The following is a 24,030-nucleotide window of genomic DNA, read 5'->3' on the forward strand; positions in this document are numbered from 1 at the left end:
TCATCAGTTCGCATCTGGCGCAAAAATTTTGCCAGGGTTCATAATGCCATTAGGATCAAAGACCGCTTTAACCGCTTGCATAAGCTGAATTTCAGCCGCGCTTCGACTGTAGTGCAAGTAATCTCGCTTAGTCATACCCACCCCATGCTCGGCTGAAATCGAGCCATTGTATTTTTCAACGGTCTCAAACACCCACTGATTAACCGTGGCACACTTGGCAAAGAACTCATCTTTTTCCATGGCATCAGGCTTTAAGATATTTAAGTGCAAATTGCCATCGCCAATGTGTCCAAACCACACCACTTCAAAATCTGGGTAGTTTTGCTCCACAATTTGATCAATGTCTTTTAGGAAAGCAGGCACTTGGCTCACTGTCACAGAGATATCATTTTTGTAAGGTGTCCAGTGGGCGATGGTTTCGGAAATGTATTCCCGCAGTTTCCAAAGATTTTCCAGCTGCTGCTCACTCTGACTCATAACACCGTCTAATACCCAGCCTTGCTCAACACAGTGCTCAAAGGTAGCTAATGCTTGTTCAGCTACTTCTTCACTCACCGCCTCAAACTCAAGCAGCGCGTAAAATGGGCATTCGGTAGCAAAAGGTGCAGGCACATCGCCACGGGCCAATACTTTATCTAAGGCTTTATCCGAGAAAAACTCAAAAGCCGTCAGATCCAACTTGCTTTGGAACGCGTGTAACACCGGCATGATCGAATCAAAGTCTGGGGCACCTAACACCATTGCGGTTAAGTTTTTTGGCGCGCGATCAAGGCGCATAGTGGCCTCGACTACAAAACCCAAGGTCCCTTCTGCACCAATAAAGAGCTGGCGTAGATCGTAGCCAGTCGCATTTTTAATTAAGTCTTTATTGAGCTCTAAAATCTCACCGCTACCGGTAACTACTTTTAAGCCTGCCACCCAATTGCGGGTCATCCCGTAACGAATAACTTTGATGCCGCCCGCATTGGTCCCAATATTGCCGCCAATCTGGCTAGAGCCCGCGGAGGCAAAGTCAACCGGATAGTACAAGCCTTGCTCCTCGGCAAATTCTTGCAGCTGCTGCGTGACAACACCAGCTTGGCATACGGCGGTACGGTCAAACTCATTAAACGACAAGATTTTATTCATATTGTCGAACGAAACCACCACCTCACCATTGGCCGCAACCGCAGCCGCTGATAACCCAGTGCGCCCACCTGAAGGGACTAAGCTAATCTGGTACTCATTCGCCCACCGTACAATGGCTTGTACTTGTTCAATGGTACGCGGAAAAACAATCGCGCTCGGCGCTGGCGCAAAGTGTTTAGTCCAGTCTTTACCATAGGCTTCAAGGGAGCTAACGTCTGTCAGCACTTTACCGTCATCAACAATTTGCTTAAGCTCTTCAATTAGGGCTGGGTCAATCATTTTGCTGTTCTCACTTTATTCATGGCTAGCCTGAACACACTTCATGTTAACAGTAGGCTGTTTTCTTTGCGGCTTATGCTAGCATATACCGCATCCCGCTAGTCGCGCTTTTCGCCGATTCCCGGGCCGGCCTTTTTGCCGATCCGGTCAGTTCTCACTGTCCGCTATCGAATTTCACTTGGGACAAGGTTTACGCAGATGAGCAAAACATCGCTTGATAAAAGCAAAATCCGCATTCTTTTATTAGAAGGCGTGCACCAGAATGCCATTGATACCTTTAATGCAGCTGGTTACGAAAACATTGAGTACATTACTGGTGCACTACCAGAAGATGAACTTAAAGAAAAAATTGCCGATGCTCACTTTTTGGGTATTCGCTCTCGCACTCAACTGACTGAAGAAGTCTTTGCTTGCGCGAAAAAATTAGTAGCCGTTGGTTGCTTCTGTATCGGTACCAACCAAGTTGACTTAAACGCAGCACGTGAGCGTGGTATTGCGGTGTTTAACGCCCCTTACTCGAACACTCGTTCGGTGGCTGAGTTAGTGTTAGCTGAAGCCATTATGCTGCTACGCGGCGTGCCTGAGAAAAGCGCAGTGTGTCACCGTGGCGGCTGGATGAAAAGTGCAGCGGGTTCTTATGAAATCCGTGGTAAAAAATTAGGGATTATTGGTTACGGCTCAATTGGTACTCAGCTCTCAGTATTAGCTGAAGCCTTAGGCATGCAAGTGTACTACTACGATGTAGTGGCTAAGCTGCCGCTAGGTAATGCCAAGCAGGTGAACGACCTCTACGAGCTACTGGCCATGAGCGATATCGTCTCCCTACACGTACCAGAACTGCCATCTACGCAGTGGATGATTGGTGAGAAAGAAATCCGCGCTATGAAAAAAGGCGGTATTTTACTCAACGCGGCGCGCGGTACAGTAGTGGTGATTGAAGCCTTAGCTGCAGCGATTAAAGATAAGCATCTAGCTGGTGCGGCAATTGACGTATTCCCAGTTGAGCCACGTGCTAACGGTGAAGAGTTTGAAAGCCCACTGCGCGGTTTTGACAACGTGATTTTAACTCCGCACGTTGGCGGCTCAACCCAAGAAGCGCAAGCTAACATCGGCCTTGAAGTTGCAGAAAAGCTGGTTAAGTATAGCGATAACGGTACTTCTGTTTCTTCAGTTAACTTCCCAGAAATGGCGCTACCTTCTCACCCAGGTAAGCACCGCATTCTGCACATTCACAAAAACATCCCTGGCATGATGAGTGCAATCAACAAAGTATTTGCTGATAACAACATCAATGTCTCCGGCCAGTTCCTACAAACCAACGACTCTGTAGGTTATGTAGTGATTGATGTAGACGCTGCAGACTCGGCAACCGTTTATGAGAAGCTCAACGAAATCGACGGCACTATGCGTTGCCGCGTACTCTTCTCTTAAGTGTGACTGGCTAGCAACTACGGTTACTAGCCAAGCCAAACAAAAAGCGCCCGTTTGATTACTCAGCGGGCGCTTTTTTATTGACTGAACAATCCAGATTAGAACGGAATATCGTCGTCAAAGTTGTCGTAGTCGGGTGCAGGTTGAGCTACTGGCGCTGGTTGCGGGGCTGGAGCTTGCTGCTGTTGCATTGGCTGGGACTGCTGAGGTGCAGGTTGTCCACCGTACTGTTGCTGCCCCATAGGTTGCTGCGGTGCTTGATTGCCATAGTTTTGCTGGCCACCGTAGTTTTGTCCCTGATTGGCTTGCCCTTGATAATTTGCACTTTGGTCGTAACCGCCACCCATTTCATTACTGCCGCGACTATCGAGCATCTGCATTTGCCCGTTAATATCGACTACGATTTCAGTGGTGTAGCGCTTAATTCCATCTTTTTCCCACTCACGGGTCTGCAGTTTACCTTCCACATACAGCTTAGAGCCTTTACGTACGTACTGACCAACCACTTCAGCCAGTCGACCAAAAAACACGATACGGTGCCATTCGGTTTTTTCTTGCTGTTGACCCGTTTGTTTATCGCGCCAGCTTTCACTGGTGGCTAAAGTAATGTTAGCGACCGCATTACCATTTGGCATATAACGCACATCTGGATCGCCGCCCACGTTACCCACTAAAATAACTTTGTTTACTCCACGAGACATATTTGCGCTCCACTTTTACTCTGAGAAAGCCACAGGTACGAGGCTTTCTAACTGTGTTCGATTAATAACTTTGGCATCAAACTTAATATAAACCGCCGCTTCTTCTGCCACTATAACAGCTTCACTGACCCCTTCTTGTGCTGTAATGCGCGCCAGCCACTCTGTTTGGGTAACGGCGTCTGGCTGAATTGCCATGCGGGTGCTGGTGACATAGGGCGGCTCTTGCATAAACCAAGCGCTAATCCACCAAATGGCTAGCAGTACCGCACAACCGGCAAACACCGCAGTTCCTTCTCCCACACTAAATAACCAACCGCCTAAAATTCCACCCAAAGCTGCGCCTAAAAACTGCGTAGTTGAGTACACGCCCATAGCGGTGCCCTTATTGCTGGCGGGCGCGATCTTACTAATTAAAGAAGGCATCGAGGCCTCAAGCAAATTAAACGCGGTAAAAAACACAATAATGCCGCCAATTAATAAGGCTAGGTTATGGGCAACGGTTAAAAAGTACAGTTCAGCTAACAGCAAAAATAAAATCGCCCCTTGTAGGGTGCGCTTCATTTTTCGTTGTTTTTCACTGTAAATGATGAAAGGAATCATACCGAAAAAGCCAACACTCATGGCAATTAAATACACCCACCAGTGCTGCTCTTTGGGAAGCGCCCCAACCGACTGCAGACTTAACGGCAAGGCAATAAAACTAGCCATTAATACGGCATGCAGGACAAAAATCCCAAGATTCATGCGTAACAATTCAGGATTAGTCACTACTTGTTTGAACTGACTGAGCGTCACACCTGACTCGCGACTAACGAGCTGACGCTTGGGTCGAGGCACTAAAAACCTGATTAAAACTATCCCTAGTACAGCCATCAGCGCAGTAAACCAGAATAAACCCGCTAGCCCCATCCAACGGGTAATGATCGGGCCAATCACCATCGCCACCGCAAAGGAAAAGCCAATGCTCACGCCGATCACGCCCATTACTTTAGTACGATGTTGCTCACGGGTTAAATCCGATAACAAGGCCATCACCGCGGCAGAAATAGCCCCAGCGCCCTGTAACACTCTGCCTGCAATTACCCCATAGATGCTATCTGACACTGCCGCTAAAATGCTGCCCAAGGCAAATAACACCAATCCAAAGTAAATCACTGGAAAACGCCCAAAGCGATCTGAAGCAATTCCGAAAGGCACTTGCAAAAAGGCTTGGGTGAGCCCATATGCTCCTATAGCTACTCCAATTAACACTGGTGTAGCGCTGGTTAAGTCTGTGCCATAGGTTGCCAGAACTGGCAACACCATAAACATACCCAGCATTCGAAAGGCATACACCAGAGACAAGCTTCCTGCTGCACGCCATTCCTGCTGATTCATTTTATCGTCGTTATTATTACGCATGCTGCCCCCTAAAAAATCACGGCTGATTCTAACAGGGCTGCGCCTTTGTCGCAGCCTTGACAAAAACCGTATAATGAATGCTTTTTAGCCCGCCGCGCGAGGCACTATTGTGAATGAGATTTTGATCCGTGGGGCTCGCACCCACAACCTGAAAAATGTTGATCTAACCCTTCCCCGCGACAAATTAATTGTCATCACGGGCTTATCGGGTTCGGGAAAATCCTCGTTAGCTTTCGACACCCTGTATGCAGAAGGCCAGCGACGCTACGTTGAATCCTTATCGGCCTATGCCCGACAATTTTTATCGATGATGGAAAAACCCGATGTCGACACCATTGAAGGATTATCGCCGGCCATTTCAATTGAGCAAAAATCCACCTCACATAACCCGCGCTCCACCGTCGGCACCATTACCGAAATTTACGACTACCTGCGTTTGCTCTATGCCCGTGCTGGTGTTCCCCATTGCCCCACCCACGGCGCACCGTTAGAAGCGCAAACTGTTAGCCAGATGGTCGACCAGGTAATGGCACTGCCTGAGGGCAGTAAATTAATGCTGTTAGCGCCGCTGATTCGTGAGCGTAAAGGCGAGCACTTAGCTGTACTAGACACTTTACGTGCCCAAGGCTTCGTCCGTGCCCGCATTGATAATGTACTGTACGAGTTAGATGATGTTCCAGCACTGGATAAGCAGAAAAAACACAGCATTGAAGTGGTGATTGATCGCTTTAAAGTGCGCGCTGATATGCAGCAACGCTTAGCCGAGTCCTTTGAGACAGCGATTAATCTAACCGATGGCTTAGCCTTAATTGCTTCAATGGACGATGATCAAGCCACCGATATGGTATTCTCTGCTCGCTTTGCTTGTCCGCACTGTGGCTACTCGATTAGCGAACTAGAGCCCAAGCTGTTTTCGTTTAATAACCCAGCCGGTGCCTGCCCAAGTTGTGATGGCTTAGGGGTCAAGCAATTTTTTGATATTAAGCGCTTAGTTAACCCTGAACTCACCTTAGGTGAGGGGGCGATTCGCGGTTGGGATCGCCGCAACGCCTATTACTTTCAGATGCTACGCTCGTTAGCCAATCACTATCACTTTGATTTAGATACTCCCTTTGGCCAATTAAATGATACGGTGCAGCAACTGATTTTGCATGGCACCGGCGAAGAGTCGATCAACTTTCTCTATCTCAATGACCGTGGCGATACCGTTAAACGCTCACACCCTTTTGAAGGGATTGTGCCCAATCTTGAGCGGCGCTATCACGAAACCGAATCCAACAGTGTTCGCGAAGACTTAGCCAAATACCTCAGTACCCAAGCCTGCCCTTCATGTAAAGGTTCACGCCTACAAGAAGCCGCGCGCAATGTGTGGGTCAGTGAAAAAACCTTACCTGAAATTACTCGGATGCCGGTGGGCGACGCCTGTGAGTATTTTGGTCAACTTACGCTGCCGGGGCGGCGCGGTGAAATCGCTGATAAAATTCTTAAAGAAATCTGCGCCCGCTTGCAGTTCTTAGTCAATGTGGGACTGGATTATCTGACCCTAGATCGCAGTGCCGACACCCTTTCTGGCGGTGAAGCGCAGCGGATTCGCTTAGCCAGCCAAATTGGCGCAGGTTTGGTTGGTGTTATGTACGTACTAGACGAGCCTTCCATTGGTTTGCATCAACGTGATAACGAACGCCTACTAGAAACCTTGATTCATTTGCGCAACTTGGGCAATACCGTGATTGTGGTCGAACACGACGAAGATGCCATTCGTTTGGCCGATTACGTGGTAGATATTGGCCCAGGCGCAGGCGTACATGGCGGCAATATTGTAGCTGAAGGTACGCCCCAGCAAGTGATGGATAACCCCCAATCACTGACTGGCCAATACTTATCTGGCAAAAAACAAATCACTTACCCAGAACAACGCACCCCCGTTGATTCCAAAAAACTGCTCAAACTATCCGGAGCCAGCGGTAACAACTTACAAAACGTTGATTTAGAAATCCCGGTCGGATTACTCACCTGTATCACAGGTGTCTCTGGCTCAGGTAAATCAACCTTGATTAATAATACTCTGTATCCAATTACCGCAACCGCCCTGAACGGCGCAACCACCTTAGAAGTAGCACCCTATGCTGAATTTACGGGCTTAGAGTTGCTGGATAAAGTGGTGGATATTGACCAAAGCCCGATTGGCCGCACGCCACGCTCTAACCCTGCCACCTACACCGGAATTTTTACACCTGTGCGCGAACTGTTCGCCGGAGTGCCTGAGTCCCGAGCGCGCGGTTATACGCCAGGGCGCTTCTCGTTTAACGTCAAAGGGGGACGCTGTGAAGCCTGTCAGGGCGATGGGGTGATTAAGGTTGAAATGCACTTCTTACCCGATATTTATGTGCCCTGTGATGTGTGTAAAGGTAAACGCTATAACCGCGAAACCTTAGATATTCGCTACAAAGGCAAAACTATCAACGAAGTGCTAAACATGACCATTGAAGAAGCCAGAGAATTTTTCGATGCCGTACCAGCTCTTGCTCGTAAGTTACAAACCCTGATCGATGTAGGCTTGTCCTATATTCGCTTAGGCCAAAGTGCTACTACACTGTCAGGCGGTGAAGCGCAGCGGGTGAAATTATCCCGTGAGCTCTCTAAGCGTGATACGGGAAAAACTCTATATATCCTTGATGAACCTACCACTGGCCTGCACTTTGCAGATATTCAGCAACTACTGGATGTACTGCATCGCCTGCGTGACCGTGGCAATACCGTGGTGGTGATTGAGCACAATCTAGATGTGATTAAAACCGCCGACTGGTTGGTGGATTTAGGCCCTGAAGGTGGCTTTAGAGGGGGACAAATTATTGCCACCGGCACCCCTGAAACGGTTGCGGCCAATCCTGCTTCGCATACCGGGCGCTTCTTAAAACCCCTGTTGTAATCCAGCCCGTATTGCCGAAAACAAAAATGCCGATGGAAATAATCCATCGGCATTTTTAATACCTAATCCGCCGATTATTTTGGCTGATGGACGCTTAGATCAATGCCCATGGCTTTGGCCACACCCTGACCATAAGCAGGATCTGCCTGCATACAGTGGCAAATATGTTTCATTTTAATTGCCTCTGGTACACCCTGCATATTGCGTGCCGTGTTTTCAAACAACACTTGTTGTTGCTCTTGGCTCATTAGGCGGAACAAATTACCTGGCTGAGTAAAGTAATCTGGCTCAGTTTCCCAGTAATCAAAACGATGGGCCATATCGCCAATGGCTAACGGAGGCTCAGAAAAGTCTGGCTGCTGTTGCCACTCGCCATAACTATTTGGCTCATAATGCAAACGACCGCCTTGGTTACCATCCACGCGCATTGCGCCGTCACGGTGGAAACTATGGTACGGGCAACGTGGCGTGTTAACCGGAATTTGCGCATGGTTCACGCCTAACCGATAACGCTGGGCATCGCCATAAGAGAACAAACGTCCTTGCAGCATACGGTCGGGTGAAAAACCAATACCGGGCACAATGTGCGCCGGGTTAAAGGCTGCTTGCTCAACATCAGCAAAATAGTTTTCAGGATTACGATTTAGCTCAAAATAGCCCACTTCAATCAGCGGATAATCGCCTTTTGGCCAAACCTTAGTCAGATCAAACGGATGATACGGTACTTTTTCTGCATCAGCTTCGGGCATAATCTGCACAAACATCGTCCAACGCGGATAATCACCACGCTCAATCGCTTCATATAGATCGCGCTGTGAGCTTTCTCGATCTTGCCCCACTAACTCGGCAGCTTCTTGATCAGTAAGGTTTTTAATCCCTTGCTGGGTACGTAAGTGGAATTTCACCCAGTAGCGCTCATTATCGGCGTTAATAAAGCTAAAGGTATGGGAGCCAAAACCATGCATATGACGATACGAAGCAGGAATACCGCGATCACTCATCACAATGGTCACTTGGTGCAAGGCCTCAGGTAAACCAGTCCAAAAATCCCAGTTATTGGTGGGGCTACGCATATTGGTGCGTGGATCACGTTTTACCGCGTGGTTTAAGTCGGGAAACTTCAGCGGATCACGGAAGAAGAATACAGGGGTGTTGTTGCCGACTAAATCCCAGTTACCTTGCTCGGTATAAAAACGCATGGCAAACCCGCGAATGTCGCGCTCAGCATCTGCTGCTCCTCGCTCTCCTGCCACGGTTGAGAAACGCACAAACATTTCTGTTTGTTTACCAATCTCAGAAAATAATGCGGCTTTAGTGTATTGGCTAATGTCGTGGGTTACGGTGAACTGGCCAAATGCACCAGAACCTTTCGCATGCATGCGGCGCTCTGGGATCACTTCGCGATCAAAGTGTGCCAACTTTTCTAAAAACCATACATCCTGCAGCAACATGGGCCCACGTGGACCTGCCGTTAAACTGTCCTGGTTGTTGGCAACCGGTGCACCAGAAATACTGGTGAGTTGAGGTTTCTTAGTGGTGGTCATATTACTGCTCTCCTAATGATTTAAGAACGCCTTTAGACTAGTGCCACAACCTACATAGCTCCAATCAATTAAAATCAACAACCTTATAGCTTAAACTAATCAGCGACCTTTACTGCCTTTGCTGCGCTCGACTGTAAATCAACCTTTAGCTCCTCGGCATACCCCAAAGGCACCTGTCGGACACAACGCGCTAAGGGTTAGCTTAACTTCGTGCTCTTGCAGCTGTGGGGCACAAAACCCTTCTTCAAATAGCTGCTTAGGAATATTGCAATTTTGCTGACAAACTTTCACCTCAGAATGAGCATCTTTAGCCTGAATAATACAAGCCTGTGGCCAAGCTAAAGCGGGCAAAATTGCTAAAACAGTGGCTATCGCCATCCAGACACGCCTCATGCAAAAATTCCCTAAGCAAACAGTTAAAGTCTAAATAGTAGCACTTGCCACCTCGGCAAAACACAGCCACCATGCTACTCATTTTACCGCTTAACTGTGCATCCTATGTTAAAACATATTCCCACGCATTTAATTACTGGCGCACTGGGCGTTGGTAAAACCACAACGCTGATTCATTTACTCAAACAACGGCCTAAGCACGAACGCTGGGCAGTGCTAATTAATGAGTTTGGGCAAATTGGTTTAGATCAAGCATTATTAAGTTCTGACGATAGCGAGATTACGCTCAGCGAAGTCGCGGGTGGCTGTGTGTGCTGCGTAAATGGAGCACCTTTTCAAGTGGCATTAACTCGCCTGTTAAAACAAGCCAAGCCCACTCGCTTATTTATTGAGCCTTCTGGACTTGGGCATCAGCCACAACTGTATCGCCAACTACAAGAAGCGCCTTGGAATGAAGTGCTGAGCTTACAACCAACAGTAATTATTGCTGCCGCGGAGGCCACACTTAGCCCGGCAACGCTAGCTGATGCTCAGCGCAGCTTATTAGAAAAAGCAAAGTTGCTACTGGTTAATAAAGCCGAGCAGTTAAATGCAACTGAGCAAGCAACCATTAAACAGCGGTTTGCTCCGCTCAACGTGCTATTTACCACTCAAGGTCAGCTCAAGCTGGAACAGCTGCCAGGTATTGAGCATACTGCAACTCTTGCTAACCTAGACAATCTGCCCGATGCAACAACAGCTGTTGTGGGTGAGGTTTGGCTCGATCCCAAGCAGCCTATTTGCTCGATTCAGGCCCAAGCAGAGGCGTGGAGCATTGGCTGGAAATGGCACAGATCTCAGCAGTTTGACTTAATGCGCTTACAGCTGCTGATCCAGCATCTACCTTTTATTCGGGCTAAAGTAGTGGTGCACACCAATGCTGGCTGGTTATCAGCTAATGCCACTACACAACAGCCGCTGCATTGGCAAAGCAGCGCTTGGCAAGAAGACTCGCGCATCGAATTAATTTTTGACCAAGCCCAAGCCAGTGATACCCTAACTCAGTATTTAACCGCTTGCCTTGTACCGCCAACGGCTAAGGAATAACCCACCATGCACCTAATACCTTGGGAATATCAATGCTCGGCAGGCTTTAAACTACGGGGTTGGCGTAGCGAGCCCAGTGGCAAACCGCTCTTACACTTTTTACATGGGAATGGTTTTTGTGGGCTGACCTATACCCCCATGCTAGAGCTTTTAAGCCAGCAATTTGACTTGTGGTTATGCGATGTACAAGGCCATGGCGACAGCGAAAGTGGCGCTAAATTTTTAGGCTGGAATAAAAATGCCGAACTAGTAACCGAGGCGTTTACCGCACTCAACCCTGCACCCAATCAGCCCGTTTATGCAGTAGGCCATAGCCTAGGCGGCGTATTAAGTAGCTTAATCATGGCAGCACAGCCTCAACTGTTTAAGCAAGCGGTATTACTTGATCCGGTATTTTTTACCCCCAATATGATCTTAGCCATGCATGGCATGCGTTGGCTCGGCTTATCAGACAAACATGAAATGGCCAAACGAGCACGGCAGCGCCGTGATAGTTGGCCTAATCGGCAGGCGGCTTTTGCTGGCCTTAGAACACGAGGCGCTTTTAAAAGCTGGCGTGATGAGGCGCTCTGGTCTTATGTCAATCATGGCTTGCATGAAGTACAAGGCGGAGTAACGCTTAAATGTCGCCCACAACGTGAGGCTGACTTTTTCGCCTCATTTCCCCGTAACTTGTGGCGCTCACTAAAGCGAGTACAAACACCCGTTAAGGTGCTCTACGCTGAGCAGACCTTTCCCTTTGTCGAGCAATCAATTAAGCGCTGGAGCAAACTTAATCCTTGCATCAGCTATCAACAAGTACCAGGGGATCACTGCTTTATGCAACAGAACCCAGCTCATACAGCTGAACTGATTAGACAATATTTCATACCAAGCTGCTCTTAAGTTATAAAAAAACCGATTTAGTCGAAACTAAATCGGTTTTAATCAGCAACTAAACTTTAGCTAACTAAGTAACATTGAAGTCTCTTATTCTGCTAAGTTTTTCGCTACAAAATCCCAGTTCACTAAGTTCCAGAACGCTTCTAGATAGTTAGGACGTGAGTTGCGGTAATCAATGTAGTAAGCGTGCTCCCACACATCACAAGTCAGCAGTGGCTTATCTTCAGTTGTTAGTGGGCAACCTGCGTTTGAGGTGCTCGCTAATGCTAAAGAACCATCAGCTTTTTTCACTAGCCACCCCCAGCCTGAACCAAAGGTACCGATGGCATTTTTAGTGAATTCTTCTTTGAATTTTTCAAACGAGCCAAATGACTTGTTGATGGCTTCTGCTAACTCACCCGTTGGCTCACCACCACCGTTCGGCGCTAAGCAGTTCCAGTAGAAGGTGTGGTTCCAAACCTGAGCTGCGTTATTGAAGATACCGCCGCTTGAAGTTTTAACAATTTCTTCTAGGCTCTTACCTTCAAAACCACTACCTGGCAGTAAGTTATTTAGGTTAACCACATAGGTATTGTGGTGTTTGCTGTAGTGATAATCTAAAGTTTCCGCAGAAATATGAGGCTCAAGCGCGTCTTTTGCATAAGGAAGTGCTGGTAATTCAAAAGCCATGATTCTCTCCAGTTTTTCATCAGGACAAGGCAAATAAGGCAAACTTACTTATAGCGTCAGCAAGTCAGGGCTTGCTGATTCGAGCTTGCCGTTGAGTTTTCATCATACCACTAGATTGATTGATGTGGCTATTTTGCTCATAGACTCGCTACTTCTAACCCTGTTCCCCAAATCAACTGCGCCGCCACAGCAAACATCATCAGCGCGACAATAAAGTCAATCACGCGCCACGTGGCAGGCCGTGCTAACCAAGGAGCTAACTTAGCTGCTAATAAGGCCAAGCTGAAAAACCATAGGCCCGAGGCTAAGGTAGCACCTAGAATATAGCCTATTGGTGATGGCTGCTGCGCACCTAAGGCACCAATCAAGAGAACGGTATCTAGATACACATGGGGATTAAGCAAAGTCACAGCTAAGGTGGTTAGCAAAGCTACTTTTAGTGACTTTGGCGCTCTGGCTTGCTGCTGCTCTAAACTTTGCTGACGCAATGCCCGCATTAATGCCTGCAAACCGTACCAGCCTAAAAATAGCACGCCACCCCAGCGCGCCACGGCCAATAATATTGGATGCGTTGCAAAAATTTGCGCTAGCCCAAATACGCCTAAGCTAATTAACACCACATCACAGAGCACGCAAACCAAGGCAATCACTAGATGATGCTCGCGCCTTAAGGCTTGGGATAAAACAAAGGCATTTTGTGTACCTATCGCCATAATCAAACCAAGGGTAACTAAAACGCCATTCATCAGGCTTTGTTGCATGTTGTTCTCATCTTTAAAACGTAAACAAAAAAGCCGCCCAAACAGGCGGCTTTACTGATAGCGCTGTCTCTTACAGACCAGACATCTTCTTGATCGCAGACATCATTTCGTCTTCAGAGCAATCATTACAGGTACCCATCGGTGGCATAGCGTTTAACCCTTTAATTGAGGTTTGTAATAACGCATCTAAACCGCCCTGTGCATCTGCACGCTCTTGCCAAGCAGCCGTTTCACCAATTTTTGGCGCACCTAAAATACCTGCACCATGGCAAGCATTACAGTGTTTGGCAATAATATCGTCTGCACTACGGCCGGCTGCACCAGCTGCCGGTGCACCACCTGCAGCAACAAGTGCTTGCTCACACTCATCACCTTTTAAGCAGACTTCACCTACTGGCTTAATACGATCAGCTACTGCTTCATCAGTGGTCGCTTGAGCACTCACAGCCCACAGAGATAAAGCAGCAACGTTTGCTACGAGTAATTTTTTCAATAAGTTCACAGTACACCCTCTTTGTGGCTTTTCACTCTCGCGGCCACGGTCAACGCGAGCGGGCCATAGTATAGCCACTAGCAAGCCAATCGGAAACAGCTAAAGTCGTGGTTTATTAGTTAATTGGTTGCAACCCCAAGCGAATAACTCATTGATTTAACAATAACTGAGTGGCACCCGCTTTAGATTGCACAGCAATTGATAACCGATGGTGTCGGCCTGTTGCGCTACCGTGTCGACACTGACCTGTTTACCCCATAACTCTACTCGACTACCAATGCCCGCCTCAGGCAAATGCGTAATATCAACGGTTAACATATCCATTGCCACTCGCCCAACTAATTGCGCAGGCTGCCCATCAACCGTAACTGGCGTTCCATTTTTAGCTTGCCGCGGATAGCCATCTGCATAGCCCATAGCGACAATCCCTAGTCGAGTAGGCGCTGAGGTTACATAATGCCCACCATAACCAACTGCCTGCCCGGCTGCTAAGGTTTGCACGCCAATAATTTTAGATTCCAGGGTCATCACAGGCTCTAAGGACTCAGTTAATCGATTAGCACTTGGAAAAGGATTAGCTCCATACAGCATGATGCCAGGACGCGTCCAGTTACCTGCCGCCGCTGAAGTACTTAACAAAGCTGCTGAGTTAGCCAAACTTAACGAGGTGTTAAGTTGCTTTTGTAGCGCTAAAATCGCCTGCAGTTGCTGCAAGGTGACTGGACACTCAGGCTCATCAGCTCGAGCAAAGTGTGTGCTTAATCCCAATAATCGCACCTGCGGCAAGGCGGCTAGTTGTTGCCAAACCGCTAACACTTGCTCAGGCTGAAAACCTAAACGATGCATTCCTGTATCCACTTTCAACCAAACGGCTACAGGCTGCTGACTGGATAAACGTGCTAAGGCTGCAATTTGCCACGCCGAATGCACCACACACACCAATTGTTGTTCGGCAATAAAAGGCAGCTCAGCTGCATCTAAAAAGCCTTCTAATAACACGATAGGCTTACGGGTTAGCCCGGCGTCAATTAAGCGAGCCGCTTCTTCGGTAAAGGCCACGGCAAAAGCATCCACTTCATCTTGTAACGCCGTGGCACAGGGAATTAAGCCATGACCATAGGCATCAGCTTTTACCACCGCCATCATCTGCTCTGGAGAATGCTGGCGCGCCAGTTTAGCGTTATGTACTAAGGCGGATAAATCAATAACTGCGCGTGCTGGACGCATGGTTGTAAAATCCTTCACTAGGGGTTAACGGTAACGAAAAATAGATAAGCCTTCAGTATCAATGGCAGGAGCGCGATTTGCCATTAAATCGGCTAAATAATGGGCAGAGCCACAGGCCATAGTCCAACCTAAGGTACCGTGCCCGGTATTAAGCAACAGATTTTTATAAGGTGTAGCGCCAATCACTGGCGTGCCATCAGGCGTTGCAGGACGCAAACCGGTCCAAAATAGCGCTTGTTGTAAATCACCAGCACCTGGGTAAAGATCATTAATCACCCAACTCATTGAGGCTTTACGCTCAGGATTTAACGCTAAATTATACCCCGATAACTCAGCAAAACCGCCGACCCGAATCCGCTGCTCAAAACGTGTAATTGCTACTTTATAAGTCTCATCAATCACCGTCGCTTCAGGCGCTTGCTCTGGCTGCACGATTGGCAAGGTTAAGGAGTAGCCTTTCAATGGATATACGGGTAGTTGAATTCCCAAAGGTTTAAGCAGTAAGGGTGAGTAACTACCTAGCGCCACCACATAACGATCAGCACTCAGCAGCTGACCATTAGCGTACACGCCTGTTACTTGCTGACCCTCTACTTGCAAGCGCTCTACCTGCTGCCCAAACTTAAACTCTACCCCCAGTTCTCGGGCGCGCTCGGTCAGCTGTTTGGTGAATAGGTTACAGTCGCCGGTTTGATCATTAGGCAAACGCAAAGCACCCGACAACTTAGTCACCGACTGCACCAGACCTGGCTCATATTGCAGAATTTGTTCTGGGCTTAACAGCTGATACGGCACGCCAAACTGCTGCAAGATCCGAATATCTGCCGCCGCCGTATCCAGTTGCTGCTGGCTGCGAAATAACTGCATGCCGCCCAACTGACGGCCTTCATAAGCCAGCCCAAGCTCGTTACGTAGCTCATCTAAGCAATCTCGACTATATTCCGCCAAGCGCACCATACGCGCTTTATTAATCTGATAGCGTCCTGCGGTGCACTGACGCAGCATTTTCGCCATCCATAGGTACTGAGCAGGCTCTTTCGTTAGTTTAATAGTCAAGGGCGCATGTTGCTGTAGCATCCACTTAATCGCTGCTAAAGGCACATGGGGCGCCGCCCAAGGTGAGGCGTAACCAGGAGAAATCTGCCCCGCATTACCAAAGCTGGTTTCCTCGGCCGTTGCGGCTTGGCGCTCAAGCACCGTCACTGCGTAGCCTTGCTTTGCCAAATAGTAGGCCGTTGTTACGCCAATGACTCCACCACCTAAGACTAGAACCCGCATTATTCACCTCACTCGTTGACTTTATTGTCGCATCTGCTTGCAGTCTTTACCTTTCATTAGTATAAAAGCTTTTTTCTAGTGCTTTTCACTATAATTAAAGCCTTTTACGGCGGTTCTATCGGGAATAATCACTATTTCCCTAGGAGATTCTCCTTGCAAGCAGCTCAGACTACAAAACGTCAATTGGATAAGATTGATCACTGCATTTTACGCATCCTGCAAGAAGAGGGACGCATCTCTTTTACTGAGTTAGGCGAACGCGTTGGCCTCTCGACCACCCCCTGCACCGAGCGAGTCCGCCGCTTAGAGCGTGAAGGCTATATTACTGGATACCATGCACGACTAAATCCACAACTGCTCAATGCAGGTCTGTTAGTCTTTGTCGAAATCAGCCTTGACTATAAGTCTGGCGATATTTTTGAAGCCTTTCGCCAAGCCGCTTTGAAACTGCCCCATGTTTTAGAATGCCACTTAGTCTCAGGCCACTTTGATTACCTGATTAAAGCGCGTATCTGCGAGATGGCTTCGTACCGCAAATTGCTAGGCGATATTTTGCTCAAACTACCTAATGTGCGTGAATCTAAAAGCTATATCGTGATGGAAGAAGTCAAAGAAAGCTTAATTCTTCCGATTCCGGAATAAACGGAATCGGCCACGCCCAACGCTGCTGCGTTAATTTAAAGCCATAAAAAAACCCGCCAATGGCGGGTTTTCTCAAAGACGCATCAATTACTTGATTTTGCCTTCTTTATAGATCACATGCTTACGCACAACTGGATCGTATTTTTTGATTTCGATCTTATCAGGAGTGGTACGCTTGTTTTTGTCTGTAGTGTAGAAGTGGCCTGTACCAGCGCTAGACACTAAACGGATTAAATCACGCATGATGTTCTCCTTAAACCTTTAGGCCACGAGCACGTAGCTCGCCCAATACTGCATCAATACCACGCTTATCAATTACGCGCATACCTTTAGCTGATACACGTAAGCGTACAAAGCGCTTCTCGGACTCAACCCAGAAACGATGGTACTGCAAGTTTGGTAAGAAACGACGACGGGTTTTGTTATTTGCGTGGGAAACTTTGTTCCCAGTAACTGGACCCTTACCAGTTACTTGACATACTTTTGCCATGCCTCAGCCCTCTGAAACCACATGCCCAACCCGGCATGGGTTGGCTGCTTAAACTCAAAAATTTAGTTAGCAAGTAGCTGAAAAACAAAGAGTTTTTCTATGCTATGCAGGCGTTTACGCCCATCTCGTTGGGTTTATTCTGGCTATTTAACCAAGGCTAATAGCAGAGCCACCCGAAAAAGAGTCACGCTTTATAGCAGAAAACAGCTGTTTTCGCAACCAAGACTCTTCAACTCACGATTTTTTGTAAACGCGTATTGTAACTTACATCCAGCCATTTTCAACCATTGATAGCGGTTCTCCCTCACCAACAATGAAATGATCCAGTACGCGCACATCAATTAAAGCAAGCGCTTCAGTTAAACGCTCAGTAAGTAACTTATCCGCCTGACTAGGCTCTGAGACACCCGAAGGGTGATTATGAGTCAAAATCAGCGCCGCTGCGTTGTTTGCTAAAGCACGTTTGACGACCTGTCTTGGGTAAACGCTGGCGCTATCGATGGTGCCATAAAATAATGGCTCAAACGCCAACACTCGATGCTTGGCATCTAAAAACAAACAAGCAAATACCTCATGGGGCTCATGTCGTAACTTGGCTTTTAAAAAATCACGCACAGCTTGTGGGCTTTCTAAGGCCGAGGCCCGCTGAATTGTTGCTTGTAGATGGCGCCGCCCCATCTCCAATACTGCCTGTAACTGCACATACTTAGCAGGTCCCAAGCCTAGATGATCAGTAAACTCTGCTAGTTCAGACTCTAATAATTGCCGCAACCCACCAAACTCATGCAATAAGTAGCGTGCAAGCTCTACCGCATCCATTCCCTTAACACCCGTACGCAGAAAAATGGCTAATAACTCAGCATCTGTAAGTGCTGCAGGGCCTAATGTGAGTAGTTTTTCCCGAGGTCGCTCAGCGACCGGCCAATGTTTAATACTCATCCTTATTTCTCCTATGGATGCATCCGCTGCGGCTGAACTAAATAGGGCTATATGGTATGTTAGCGTGATTTTATTCCTTTGCTTATCTCTCCCTAAAAACTAAAAGGCAGGCTTATGCAGCGATTGCACAATAAACGCGTACTTCTTGGCATTAGTGGCGGCATTGCTGCCTATAAAAGTGCTGAACTGGTGCGCCGTCTAAAAGATCTGGGCGCAGACGTGCAAGTGGTAATGACCCAAGCCGCGCAAGAATTTATTACCCCACTGACTTTGCAAGCCCTGTCTGGTCACCCTGTGCATACTGATTTGCTCGATCCTGCTGCTGAAGCAGCCATGGGCCATATCGAGCTTGCACGCTGGGCAGATATTGTCTTAATCGCTCCAGCTACGGCCGACCTCATCGCCCGTATTAGTCAAGGTGTCGCCAATGATCTACTCACCACCTTGGTCTTAGCCACAGACGCTAAACTTGCGTTAGCGCCAGCCATGAATCAGGCCATGTGGCGTGATAGCGCGACCCAAGCCAATATTGCCTTGCTAGCCCAACGAGGCTACTTATTATTTGGTCCTGCAGCGGGTCAGCAAGCCTGTGGCGATCTAGGTTTAGGCCGCATGGAAGAACCCGCCGCTTTAGCCCAAGCTTTAGCCGATACGTTTCAAACGCAAGCCCTCACGGGTAAGCATGTGGTGATTACTGCAGGTCCTACCCGAGAAGCCATTGATCCCGTGCGTTATATTACTAACCATAGCTCTGGCAAAATGGGCTTTGCCCTAGCCACTGCCGCAGTGGAAGCGGGTGCTAAAGTGACCTTAGTCTGCGGCCCTGTGCATCTGGCTACGCCAGACCGAGTACAGCGCATCAATGTAGAAAGCGCCCGCGATATGCTCGATGCTTGCGAGCAAAGCATGCCTTGCGATATTTTTATTGCTGCCGCGGCCGTTGCCGACTATCGCCCAGCAACCATCGCCGAACAAAAGCTAAAAAAAGACCCTCTAGCCGAAGAAGGTATGCAAATTGAGCTAGTGCGTAACCCTGATGTACTGGCCACCATTGCCAAACGAGCAGATCGTCCTTTTTGTGTGGGTTTTGCTGCCGAAACTGAGAACCTTCTGGCCTATGCTAGCAGCAAGTTACAACATAAAAACCTGGATCTAATTGTGGCTAATGATGTCGCCAATCAAAGCATCGGCTTTAATAGCGATGAGAATGCCATTACTATTATCGACCGCAACCAACAGCAGCGACACTTTGCCCAAGCTAGCAAACAGAAAATTGCTGCCCAACTGATTGATTTTATTGCTCAAAGTAGCTCAAAGGCTTAATACACTATGCTTTCTATGCAAACCAAAGTGCTCGATCCTCGCTTAGGCACTGAATACCCACTACCCGCCTATGCCACCCAAGGTTCAGCCGGCTTAGATCTACGCGCGATGCTACAGCAACCCCTCACCTTACAGCCGGGCGAAACACAGCTAATTCCAACGGGTTTGGCCATGTATATTGCCGACCCCAAGGTAGCGGCTATGGTGTTGCCGCGCTCAGGCTTAGGCCACAAGCACGGCATTGTGCTAGGCAATCTGGTGGGCTTAATTGACTCCGACTACCAAGGCGAGCTGATGGTGTCCTGCTGGAATCGTGGCACAGCCCCTTTTGTGATTGAAGTAGGCGAGCGCATCGCACAATTGGTCCTAGTGCCGGTACTACAAGCCGAACTACAGCTAGTTGATGAGTTTGTCGCCAGCGAGCGTGGCACCGGCGGCTTTGGTCATACGGGGCAAAAATAGTAGATTTCTTTATAATTAATTAGCCTTTACATACATAGAAAACCAAAAGCCTTCTAATATATGAAGTTTGTTTTACTGCAAATGTGTACATGCATTTAAATAAGCAATTATTACTACCAAGCTAAACCTAGCTATTGAGTTCACAGCGACTCCAAAACCAGCCTCTTACTGAAGCTATAGAGGATAGTTTAGGGTCCTACCCCTCTTTCACTTAACGAGGCTTTCGACTTGCTTTCAATCACCCCCCTACTGAGTGCTCCTGACGCTGCAACAGCCCAACACATTGCCGCAGAAATTTTCCGTGCCTACGATATTCGCGGTATCATTGATCAAACCATTACCACAGATACTGCCTACTGGATTGGCCGTGCAGTGGGTGCTGAAAGCCGCGCTCAAGGTGAAAATACTGTCATCATCGCCCGCGATGGCCGCTTATCTGGTCCAGCGCTCAGTACTGCGCTCAGCCAAGGCCTAACCGAGGCCGGTTGTGATGTGATTGATCTAGGTATGGTGCCCACCCCAGTGCTGTACTTTGCAACCCATACCCTAAATAGCCGTTCAGGGGTGATGATTACTGGCAGCCATAACCCGCCCGATTACAATGGCTTTAAAATAGTCATTGCCGGTGAAACCCTATCCGGTGAACGTATTACGGCACTGCATACCCGTATCCAAAATAACGACTTAACCAGCGGCAATGGTGCAGTCAGTGAATACTCGATTGAAGATCAGTACATCGACTACATTACTCAAGATATCGTGCTTTCTCGTCCAATGAATGTCGTGATTGACTGCGGTAACGGCGTCGCCGGCGTCATTGCCCAGCGCTTATTTGAAGCCATTGGCTGTACCGTTCATGCATTGTATTGCGAAGTAGATGGCACCTTCCCTAACCACCATCCCGATCCTAGCAAAGCAGAAAACTTAGTGGATTTAATTGCCGTAGTGAAAGCCAAACAGGCTGATCTAGGGATTGCTTTTGACGGTGATGGTGACCGCTTAGGCGTGGTCACTAACCTAGGGCAAATGATTTTCTCCGACCACCTGATGATGCTCTTGGCCAAAGATGTGGTATCGCGTAACCCTGGCGCTGATGTCATTTTTGACGTGAAATGCACCCGCCGTCTAGCTGCTGTGATCAGTAACTACGGTGGCCGGCCGATTATGTGGAAAACCGGGCATTCGCTGATCAAATCAAAAATGAAAGAAACTGGTGCATTACTGGCCGGTGAAATGAGTGGCCATATTTTCTTTAAAGAGCGCTGGTTCGGCTTTGATGATGGACTCTATAGCGGCGCTCGCCTGTTAGAAATTTTAAGCTTAGAAGACGCAGACAGCGCCAGCATTTTTGCAGCCTTCCCACTAAACTTAGCCACTCCAGAAATCAACCTAGAGGTTACCGAGGCGACCAAGTTTGGCATTATCGAGCGCCTGCAACAGCTGTCAGACTGGGGCGATGGTAGCATCACCGCGATTGATGGCGTGCGCGTTGATTATGCAACCGGCTGGGGGCTAATTCGCGCCTCGAATACTACTCCGGTACTGGTATTGCGCTTTGAAGGTGAAAGCGAGCAAGAGCTGCAACGAATCCAAGCGATTTTCCGCCAGCAGTTATTATCGGTAGCGCCTGATCTAAGCCTGCCTTTTTAGTTTGATTTTTTATTTGCGGAGCCCCCATGACCCTTAATCGTAGTGATGCAGCCCATGTCGCTGAAGTGCTTTCGGAAGCACTGCCATATATTCGTCGTTTTGTCGGCAAAACCTTAGTTATTAAATATGGCGGTAACGCCATGGAAAGCGAAGAGCTAAAAAATGGCTTTGCTCGCGATATCGTACTAATGAAAGCGGTTGGTATTAACCCCATTGTGGTTCACGGTGGCGGTCCACAAATCGGTGAGCTATTACAGCGTCTTAATATTGAAAGCCGCTTTATTGATGGCATGCGTGTTACCGATGAAAAAACCATGGATGTGGTAGAAATGGTGCTCGGTGGCCAGGTGAACAAAGACATTGTCAGCCTAATTAACAACCATGGTGGACGTGCAATTGGCTTAACTGGGCAAGATGCTGGTCTGATCAAAGCCCGCAAACTCACAGTCACTCGCAAAACGCCAGAAATGACTAAGCCTGAAATTATTGATATTGGTTTAGTTGGTGAAGTTGCCAGCGTCAATGCCGACCTGCTGGATATGCTGGTGCAAGGCGATTTTATTCCGGTGGTAGCACCGATTGGTGTAGGCGCCAATGGCGAATCGTTCAACATTAATGCCGACTTAGTGGCTGGCAAGGTGGCTGAAGCAGTAGGCGCTGAAAAGCTGATTTTACTAACCGATATTGCCGGACTGCTAGATAAACAAGGCAATGTCTTAACCGGACTTGATACCGCTCAAGTTGATGCCCTAATCGCCGATGGCACTATCTATGGCGGTATGCTGCCAAAAATTGGCTGCGCCCTAGATGCTGTCCAAGGCGGCGTAACGAGTGCACATATCATTGATGGCCGAGTGAAGCATGCGGTGTTACTCGAGATCTTCACTGACCATGGGGTCGGCACGCTAATCACTAATCACTAATCACTAATCACTAAGTTATGCAATTTTAAGCCAGCAACGGTTAGTGTTGCTGGCTTAAAGTTCTTTACAACTTGTTTATAATCCCACTCACAGCCCCTTGGCTCTCGCTACGCAACAATTTGAGCTTAATGCTCCCGACAATTAAGACTCGCCAAAATGATTATAATTTTTTACCAAGATTTACTCAGCATCTCGTAATCTTGAACAATGTATTGAGTCGGCATGCCTTGCCAATCCCGTGCTATATAATAGTGTCACGATAAATTTCCATTTAAAATTAATATCTCCCAACAAGCAGTTCCTCCACTCAACAACTTAAAATGCTTAATGGCCCTACTTAACTTCTAAGCCGAGGAAAGTGTGCACTTACCTTAAAAAAGGTCATTTTATATGACCGTTTTAGCTATTAAAAAATATAGCTACTATACGGATCTGAGTATCTTTTTAGTCCAACCACCTTTGGCCGAGTGTTTGCTATGCAACCTGTTGTTATTTCTATTAGCTTATTAATTATCAGCAATATTTTTATGTCCTTTGCCTGGTACGCCCATCTAAAAGAACTCAACAATAAACCATGGATTATTGCTGCGTTAATCAGCTGGGGGATCGCCCTCTTTGAATACTTATTTCAGGTCCCGGCCAACCGCATTGGTTTTAGCGTGCTCTCAGTGGCGCAGCTTAAAGTATTGCAAGAGGTAATCACGCTCAGCGTGTTTGTTCCCTTTTCGGTGCTCTACCTTAAAGAGCCCCTGAAACTCGACTATCTGTGGGCCGGCCTGTGCTTAGTAGGTGCGGTGTACTTTATGTTTCGCAGCAAACTCGGCTAGCCTTCATTCGGCTCTGTGCAGTTTTTCCCACACCTCATAACAATAGGCTGGGCTTTGCGCAAGCGCTGGTTGGGGGTTTTGCTGCACCCGCTGCCAGCTGTGATCAAGTACCGGGAAAAACGCATCGCCCTCCAAAGTTAGCGCAATACGGGTTAAATACACCCGATCAGCTAAGGGCAAAGCTAAGCGATACAGTTGCTCACCACCAATAACCATAAGCTCTTCGGCGTCATTCTCTATCGCCCAAGCTTGGGCACGCGCTAAAGCTTGAGTTAAATCATTAACCACTTCGGCGCCCTCTAAGACTAAATCGGTTTGCCGAGTCACTACGATATTTAAACGCCCCGGCAAAGGACGCCCCAAAGAATCCCAGGTTTTTCGCCCCATGATGATAGGCTTGCCCATGGTGGTTGCTTTAAAATATTGCAATTCATTGGGCAAATGCCAAGGCATTTGGTTATCTCGCCCAATTACGTTATTTTCAGTGGCTGCTACAATAAGACTCACTGGCTTCTGAAGTTGACGCATCATGCTGAGGACTCCAAGTCAGGCTCAAAAAACCATCATAAATG

The 24,030-nt window shown here is 47.9% G+C and carries 23 protein-coding genes and 1 pseudogene; 10 read left to right on the forward strand and 14 right to left on the reverse strand.

The genetic code is table 11. The features are described from left to right. Positions 1 to 3: 3 nt before the first annotated feature. A complete protein-coding gene (locus AKN87_RS07520) occupies positions 4 to 1,407 on the reverse strand; it encodes an FAD-binding oxidoreductase (RefSeq protein ID WP_053100558.1) in 1,404 nt (467 codons plus the stop codon). A 198-nt stretch (positions 1,408 to 1,605) separates the two neighbouring features. Between AKN87_RS07520 and serA the strand changes: the two genes are divergently transcribed. Further along, positions 1,606 to 2,838, forward strand: a complete 1,233-nt coding sequence (gene serA / locus AKN87_RS07525) for a phosphoglycerate dehydrogenase (RefSeq protein ID WP_053103013.1) — start codon at positions 1,606 to 1,608, stop codon at positions 2,836 to 2,838. Between the two features lie 98 nt (positions 2,839 to 2,936). Here serA and ssb read toward each other — a convergent pair whose 3' ends face one another. Continuing rightward, entirely contained in the window at positions 2,937 to 3,539 is a 603-nt protein-coding gene (gene ssb / locus AKN87_RS07530; RefSeq protein WP_053103014.1) for a single-stranded DNA-binding protein, read from the reverse strand. Between the two features lie 15 nt (positions 3,540 to 3,554). Then, the gene (locus AKN87_RS07535; RefSeq protein ID WP_053103015.1) at positions 3,555 to 4,940 is read right to left on the reverse strand and encodes an MFS transporter; all 1,386 of its coding nucleotides are present in this window, start codon (positions 4,938 to 4,940) and stop codon (positions 3,555 to 3,557) included. 109 nt (positions 4,941 to 5,049) lie between these two features. On the opposite strand from AKN87_RS07535, the gene uvrA reads away from it, so the two are divergent. Beyond that, positions 5,050 to 7,869 carry an excinuclease ABC subunit UvrA gene (gene uvrA, locus AKN87_RS07540; RefSeq protein WP_053103016.1) on the forward strand — a complete coding sequence of 940 codons (2,820 nt, stop codon included), beginning with the start codon at positions 5,050 to 5,052 and terminating at the stop codon, positions 7,867 to 7,869. A 74-nt stretch (positions 7,870 to 7,943) separates the two neighbouring features. Here the strand turns inward: uvrA and AKN87_RS07545 are convergent, their stop codons facing one another. Beyond that, positions 7,944 to 9,413, reverse strand: a complete 1,470-nt coding sequence (locus AKN87_RS07545; RefSeq protein WP_053103017.1) for a catalase — start codon at positions 9,411 to 9,413, stop codon at positions 7,944 to 7,946. A 138-nt stretch (positions 9,414 to 9,551) separates the two neighbouring features. After that, entirely contained in the window at positions 9,552 to 9,791 is a 240-nt protein-coding gene (locus AKN87_RS07550; RefSeq protein ID WP_053103018.1) for a hypothetical protein, read from the reverse strand. A 120-nt stretch (positions 9,792 to 9,911) separates the two neighbouring features. On the opposite strand from AKN87_RS07550, the gene AKN87_RS07555 reads away from it, so the two are divergent. Beyond that, the gene (locus AKN87_RS07555) at positions 9,912 to 10,892 is read left to right on the forward strand and encodes a CobW family GTP-binding protein (RefSeq protein ID WP_053103019.1); all 981 of its coding nucleotides are present in this window, start codon (positions 9,912 to 9,914) and stop codon (positions 10,890 to 10,892) included. A 6-nt stretch (positions 10,893 to 10,898) separates the two neighbouring features. Beyond that, positions 10,899 to 11,777, forward strand: coding sequence for an alpha/beta fold hydrolase (locus tag AKN87_RS07560; protein WP_053103020.1), 879 nt, complete (start codon positions 10,899 to 10,901; stop codon positions 11,775 to 11,777). A gap of 84 nt (positions 11,778 to 11,861) precedes the next feature. Here AKN87_RS07560 and sodB read toward each other — a convergent pair whose 3' ends face one another. The 5 genes from sodB to AKN87_RS07585 form a co-directional block, all read right to left on the reverse strand. After that, positions 11,862 to 12,443, reverse strand: a complete 582-nt coding sequence (gene sodB / locus AKN87_RS07565) for a superoxide dismutase [Fe] (RefSeq protein ID WP_053100566.1) — start codon at positions 12,441 to 12,443, stop codon at positions 11,862 to 11,864. Positions 12,444 to 12,580: 137 nt separating this feature from the next. Next, a complete protein-coding gene (locus AKN87_RS07570) occupies positions 12,581 to 13,204 on the reverse strand; it encodes a LysE/ArgO family amino acid transporter (RefSeq protein WP_053103021.1) in 624 nt (207 codons plus the stop codon). 70 nt (positions 13,205 to 13,274) lie between these two features. Then, a complete protein-coding gene (locus tag AKN87_RS07575; RefSeq protein WP_053103022.1) occupies positions 13,275 to 13,706 on the reverse strand; it encodes a c-type cytochrome in 432 nt (143 codons plus the stop codon). 147 nt (positions 13,707 to 13,853) lie between these two features. Next, a complete protein-coding gene (gene alr, locus AKN87_RS07580) occupies positions 13,854 to 14,924 on the reverse strand; it encodes an alanine racemase (RefSeq protein ID WP_053103023.1) in 1,071 nt (356 codons plus the stop codon). 24 nt (positions 14,925 to 14,948) lie between these two features. Continuing rightward, positions 14,949 to 16,202: a D-amino acid dehydrogenase gene (locus AKN87_RS07585; RefSeq protein WP_053103024.1), complete on the reverse strand. Its 1,254-nt coding sequence runs from the start codon at positions 16,200 to 16,202 to the stop codon at positions 14,949 to 14,951. Positions 16,203 to 16,355: 153 nt separating this feature from the next. Between AKN87_RS07585 and AKN87_RS07590 the strand changes: the two genes are divergently transcribed. Further along, complete coding sequence (locus AKN87_RS07590; protein ID WP_053100571.1) at positions 16,356 to 16,844, forward strand: winged helix-turn-helix transcriptional regulator; 489 nt, start codon at positions 16,356 to 16,358, stop codon at positions 16,842 to 16,844. Positions 16,845 to 16,931: 87 nt separating this feature from the next. Here the strand turns inward: AKN87_RS07590 and rpmG are convergent, their stop codons facing one another. The 3 genes from rpmG to radC all read right to left on the reverse strand — a co-directional run bounded on the left by rpmG (position 16,932) and on the right by radC (position 18,273). After that, positions 16,932 to 17,087 (reverse strand): 50S ribosomal protein L33, encoded by a 156-nt coding sequence (gene rpmG / locus AKN87_RS07595; protein WP_053100572.1) that lies wholly within the window; start codon positions 17,085 to 17,087, stop codon positions 16,932 to 16,934. Positions 17,088 to 17,097: 10 nt separating this feature from the next. Further along, complete coding sequence (gene rpmB / locus AKN87_RS07600) at positions 17,098 to 17,334, reverse strand: 50S ribosomal protein L28 (protein WP_053100573.1); 237 nt, start codon at positions 17,332 to 17,334, stop codon at positions 17,098 to 17,100. Positions 17,335 to 17,598: 264 nt separating this feature from the next. Beyond that, positions 17,599 to 18,273: a RadC family protein gene (gene radC / locus AKN87_RS07605; protein WP_053103025.1), complete on the reverse strand. Its 675-nt coding sequence runs from the start codon at positions 18,271 to 18,273 to the stop codon at positions 17,599 to 17,601. Positions 18,274 to 18,387: 114 nt separating this feature from the next. On the opposite strand from radC, the gene coaBC reads away from it, so the two are divergent. The 5 genes and pseudogenes from coaBC to AKN87_RS07630 all read left to right on the forward strand — a co-directional run bounded on the left by coaBC (position 18,388) and on the right by AKN87_RS07630 (position 23,458). Continuing rightward, positions 18,388 to 19,596 (forward strand): bifunctional phosphopantothenoylcysteine decarboxylase/phosphopantothenate--cysteine ligase CoaBC, encoded by a 1,209-nt coding sequence (gene coaBC, locus AKN87_RS07610; RefSeq protein WP_053103026.1) that lies wholly within the window; start codon positions 18,388 to 18,390, stop codon positions 19,594 to 19,596. 6 nt (positions 19,597 to 19,602) lie between these two features. After that, positions 19,603 to 20,058, forward strand: coding sequence for a dUTP diphosphatase (dut, locus tag AKN87_RS07615; protein ID WP_053103027.1), 456 nt, complete (start codon positions 19,603 to 19,605; stop codon positions 20,056 to 20,058). Between the two features lie 252 nt (positions 20,059 to 20,310). Next, positions 20,311 to 21,708: pseudogene (locus AKN87_RS07620) on the forward strand (phosphomannomutase/phosphoglucomutase); the annotation flags it as partial. Between the two features lie 26 nt (positions 21,709 to 21,734). Beyond that, entirely contained in the window at positions 21,735 to 22,631 is an 897-nt protein-coding gene (argB, locus tag AKN87_RS07625; RefSeq protein ID WP_053103028.1) for an acetylglutamate kinase, read from the forward strand. Between the two features lie 476 nt (positions 22,632 to 23,107). Then, positions 23,108 to 23,458 carry a DMT family protein gene (locus tag AKN87_RS07630; protein ID WP_053100578.1) on the forward strand — a complete coding sequence of 117 codons (351 nt, stop codon included), beginning with the start codon at positions 23,108 to 23,110 and terminating at the stop codon, positions 23,456 to 23,458. Between the two features lie 3 nt (positions 23,459 to 23,461). Here the strand turns inward: AKN87_RS07630 and AKN87_RS07635 are convergent, their stop codons facing one another. Then, positions 23,462 to 23,989: a dihydrofolate reductase gene (locus AKN87_RS07635; protein ID WP_053103029.1), complete on the reverse strand. Its 528-nt coding sequence runs from the start codon at positions 23,987 to 23,989 to the stop codon at positions 23,462 to 23,464. Positions 23,990 to 24,030: the final 41 nt, after the last annotated feature.

The sequence above is a fragment of the Thiopseudomonas alkaliphila genome (genome assembly GCF_001267175.1).
Taxonomy (GTDB): domain Bacteria; phylum Pseudomonadota; class Gammaproteobacteria; order Pseudomonadales; family Pseudomonadaceae; genus Oblitimonas; species Oblitimonas alkaliphila.

Coding starts and splice junctions, on each gene's coding strand:
- AKN87_RS07520 (WP_053100558.1), bottom strand. CDS start 1,407: ATGATTGACCCAGCCCTAATTGAAGAGCTTAAGCAAATTGTTGATGAC.
- serA (WP_053103013.1), top strand. CDS start 1,606: ATGAGCAAAACATCGCTTGATAAAAGCAAAATCCGCATTCTTTTATTA.
- ssb (WP_053103014.1), bottom strand. CDS start 3,539: ATGTCTCGTGGAGTAAACAAAGTTATTTTAGTGGGTAACGTGGGCGGC.
- AKN87_RS07535 (WP_053103015.1), bottom strand. CDS start 4,940: ATGCGTAATAATAACGACGATAAAATGAATCAGCAGGAATGGCGTGCA.
- AKN87_RS07545 (WP_053103017.1), bottom strand. CDS start 9,413: ATGACCACCACTAAGAAACCTCAACTCACCAGTATTTCTGGTGCACCG.
- AKN87_RS07550 (WP_053103018.1), bottom strand. CDS start 9,791: ATGGCGATAGCCACTGTTTTAGCAATTTTGCCCGCTTTAGCTTGGCCA.
- AKN87_RS07555 (WP_053103019.1), top strand. CDS start 9,912: ATGTTAAAACATATTCCCACGCATTTAATTACTGGCGCACTGGGCGTT.
- AKN87_RS07560 (WP_053103020.1), top strand. CDS start 10,899: ATGCACCTAATACCTTGGGAATATCAATGCTCGGCAGGCTTTAAACTA.
- sodB (WP_053100566.1), bottom strand. CDS start 12,443: ATGGCTTTTGAATTACCAGCACTTCCTTATGCAAAAGACGCGCTTGAG.
- AKN87_RS07570 (WP_053103021.1), bottom strand. CDS start 13,204: ATGCAACAAAGCCTGATGAATGGCGTTTTAGTTACCCTTGGTTTGATT.
- alr (WP_053103023.1), bottom strand. CDS start 14,924: ATGCGTCCAGCACGCGCAGTTATTGATTTATCCGCCTTAGTACATAAC.
- AKN87_RS07585 (WP_053103024.1), bottom strand. CDS start 16,202: ATGCGGGTTCTAGTCTTAGGTGGTGGAGTCATTGGCGTAACAACGGCC.
- rpmG (WP_053100572.1), bottom strand. CDS start 17,087: ATGCGTGATTTAATCCGTTTAGTGTCTAGCGCTGGTACAGGCCACTTC.
- rpmB (WP_053100573.1), bottom strand. CDS start 17,334: ATGGCAAAAGTATGTCAAGTAACTGGTAAGGGTCCAGTTACTGGGAAC.
- radC (WP_053103025.1), bottom strand. CDS start 18,273: ATGAGTATTAAACATTGGCCGGTCGCTGAGCGACCTCGGGAAAAACTA.
- coaBC (WP_053103026.1), top strand. CDS start 18,388: ATGCAGCGATTGCACAATAAACGCGTACTTCTTGGCATTAGTGGCGGC.
- dut (WP_053103027.1), top strand. CDS start 19,603: ATGCTTTCTATGCAAACCAAAGTGCTCGATCCTCGCTTAGGCACTGAA.
- argB (WP_053103028.1), top strand. CDS start 21,735: ATGACCCTTAATCGTAGTGATGCAGCCCATGTCGCTGAAGTGCTTTCG.
- AKN87_RS07630 (WP_053100578.1), top strand. CDS start 23,108: ATGCAACCTGTTGTTATTTCTATTAGCTTATTAATTATCAGCAATATT.
- AKN87_RS07635 (WP_053103029.1), bottom strand. CDS start 23,989: ATGATGCGTCAACTTCAGAAGCCAGTGAGTCTTATTGTAGCAGCCACT.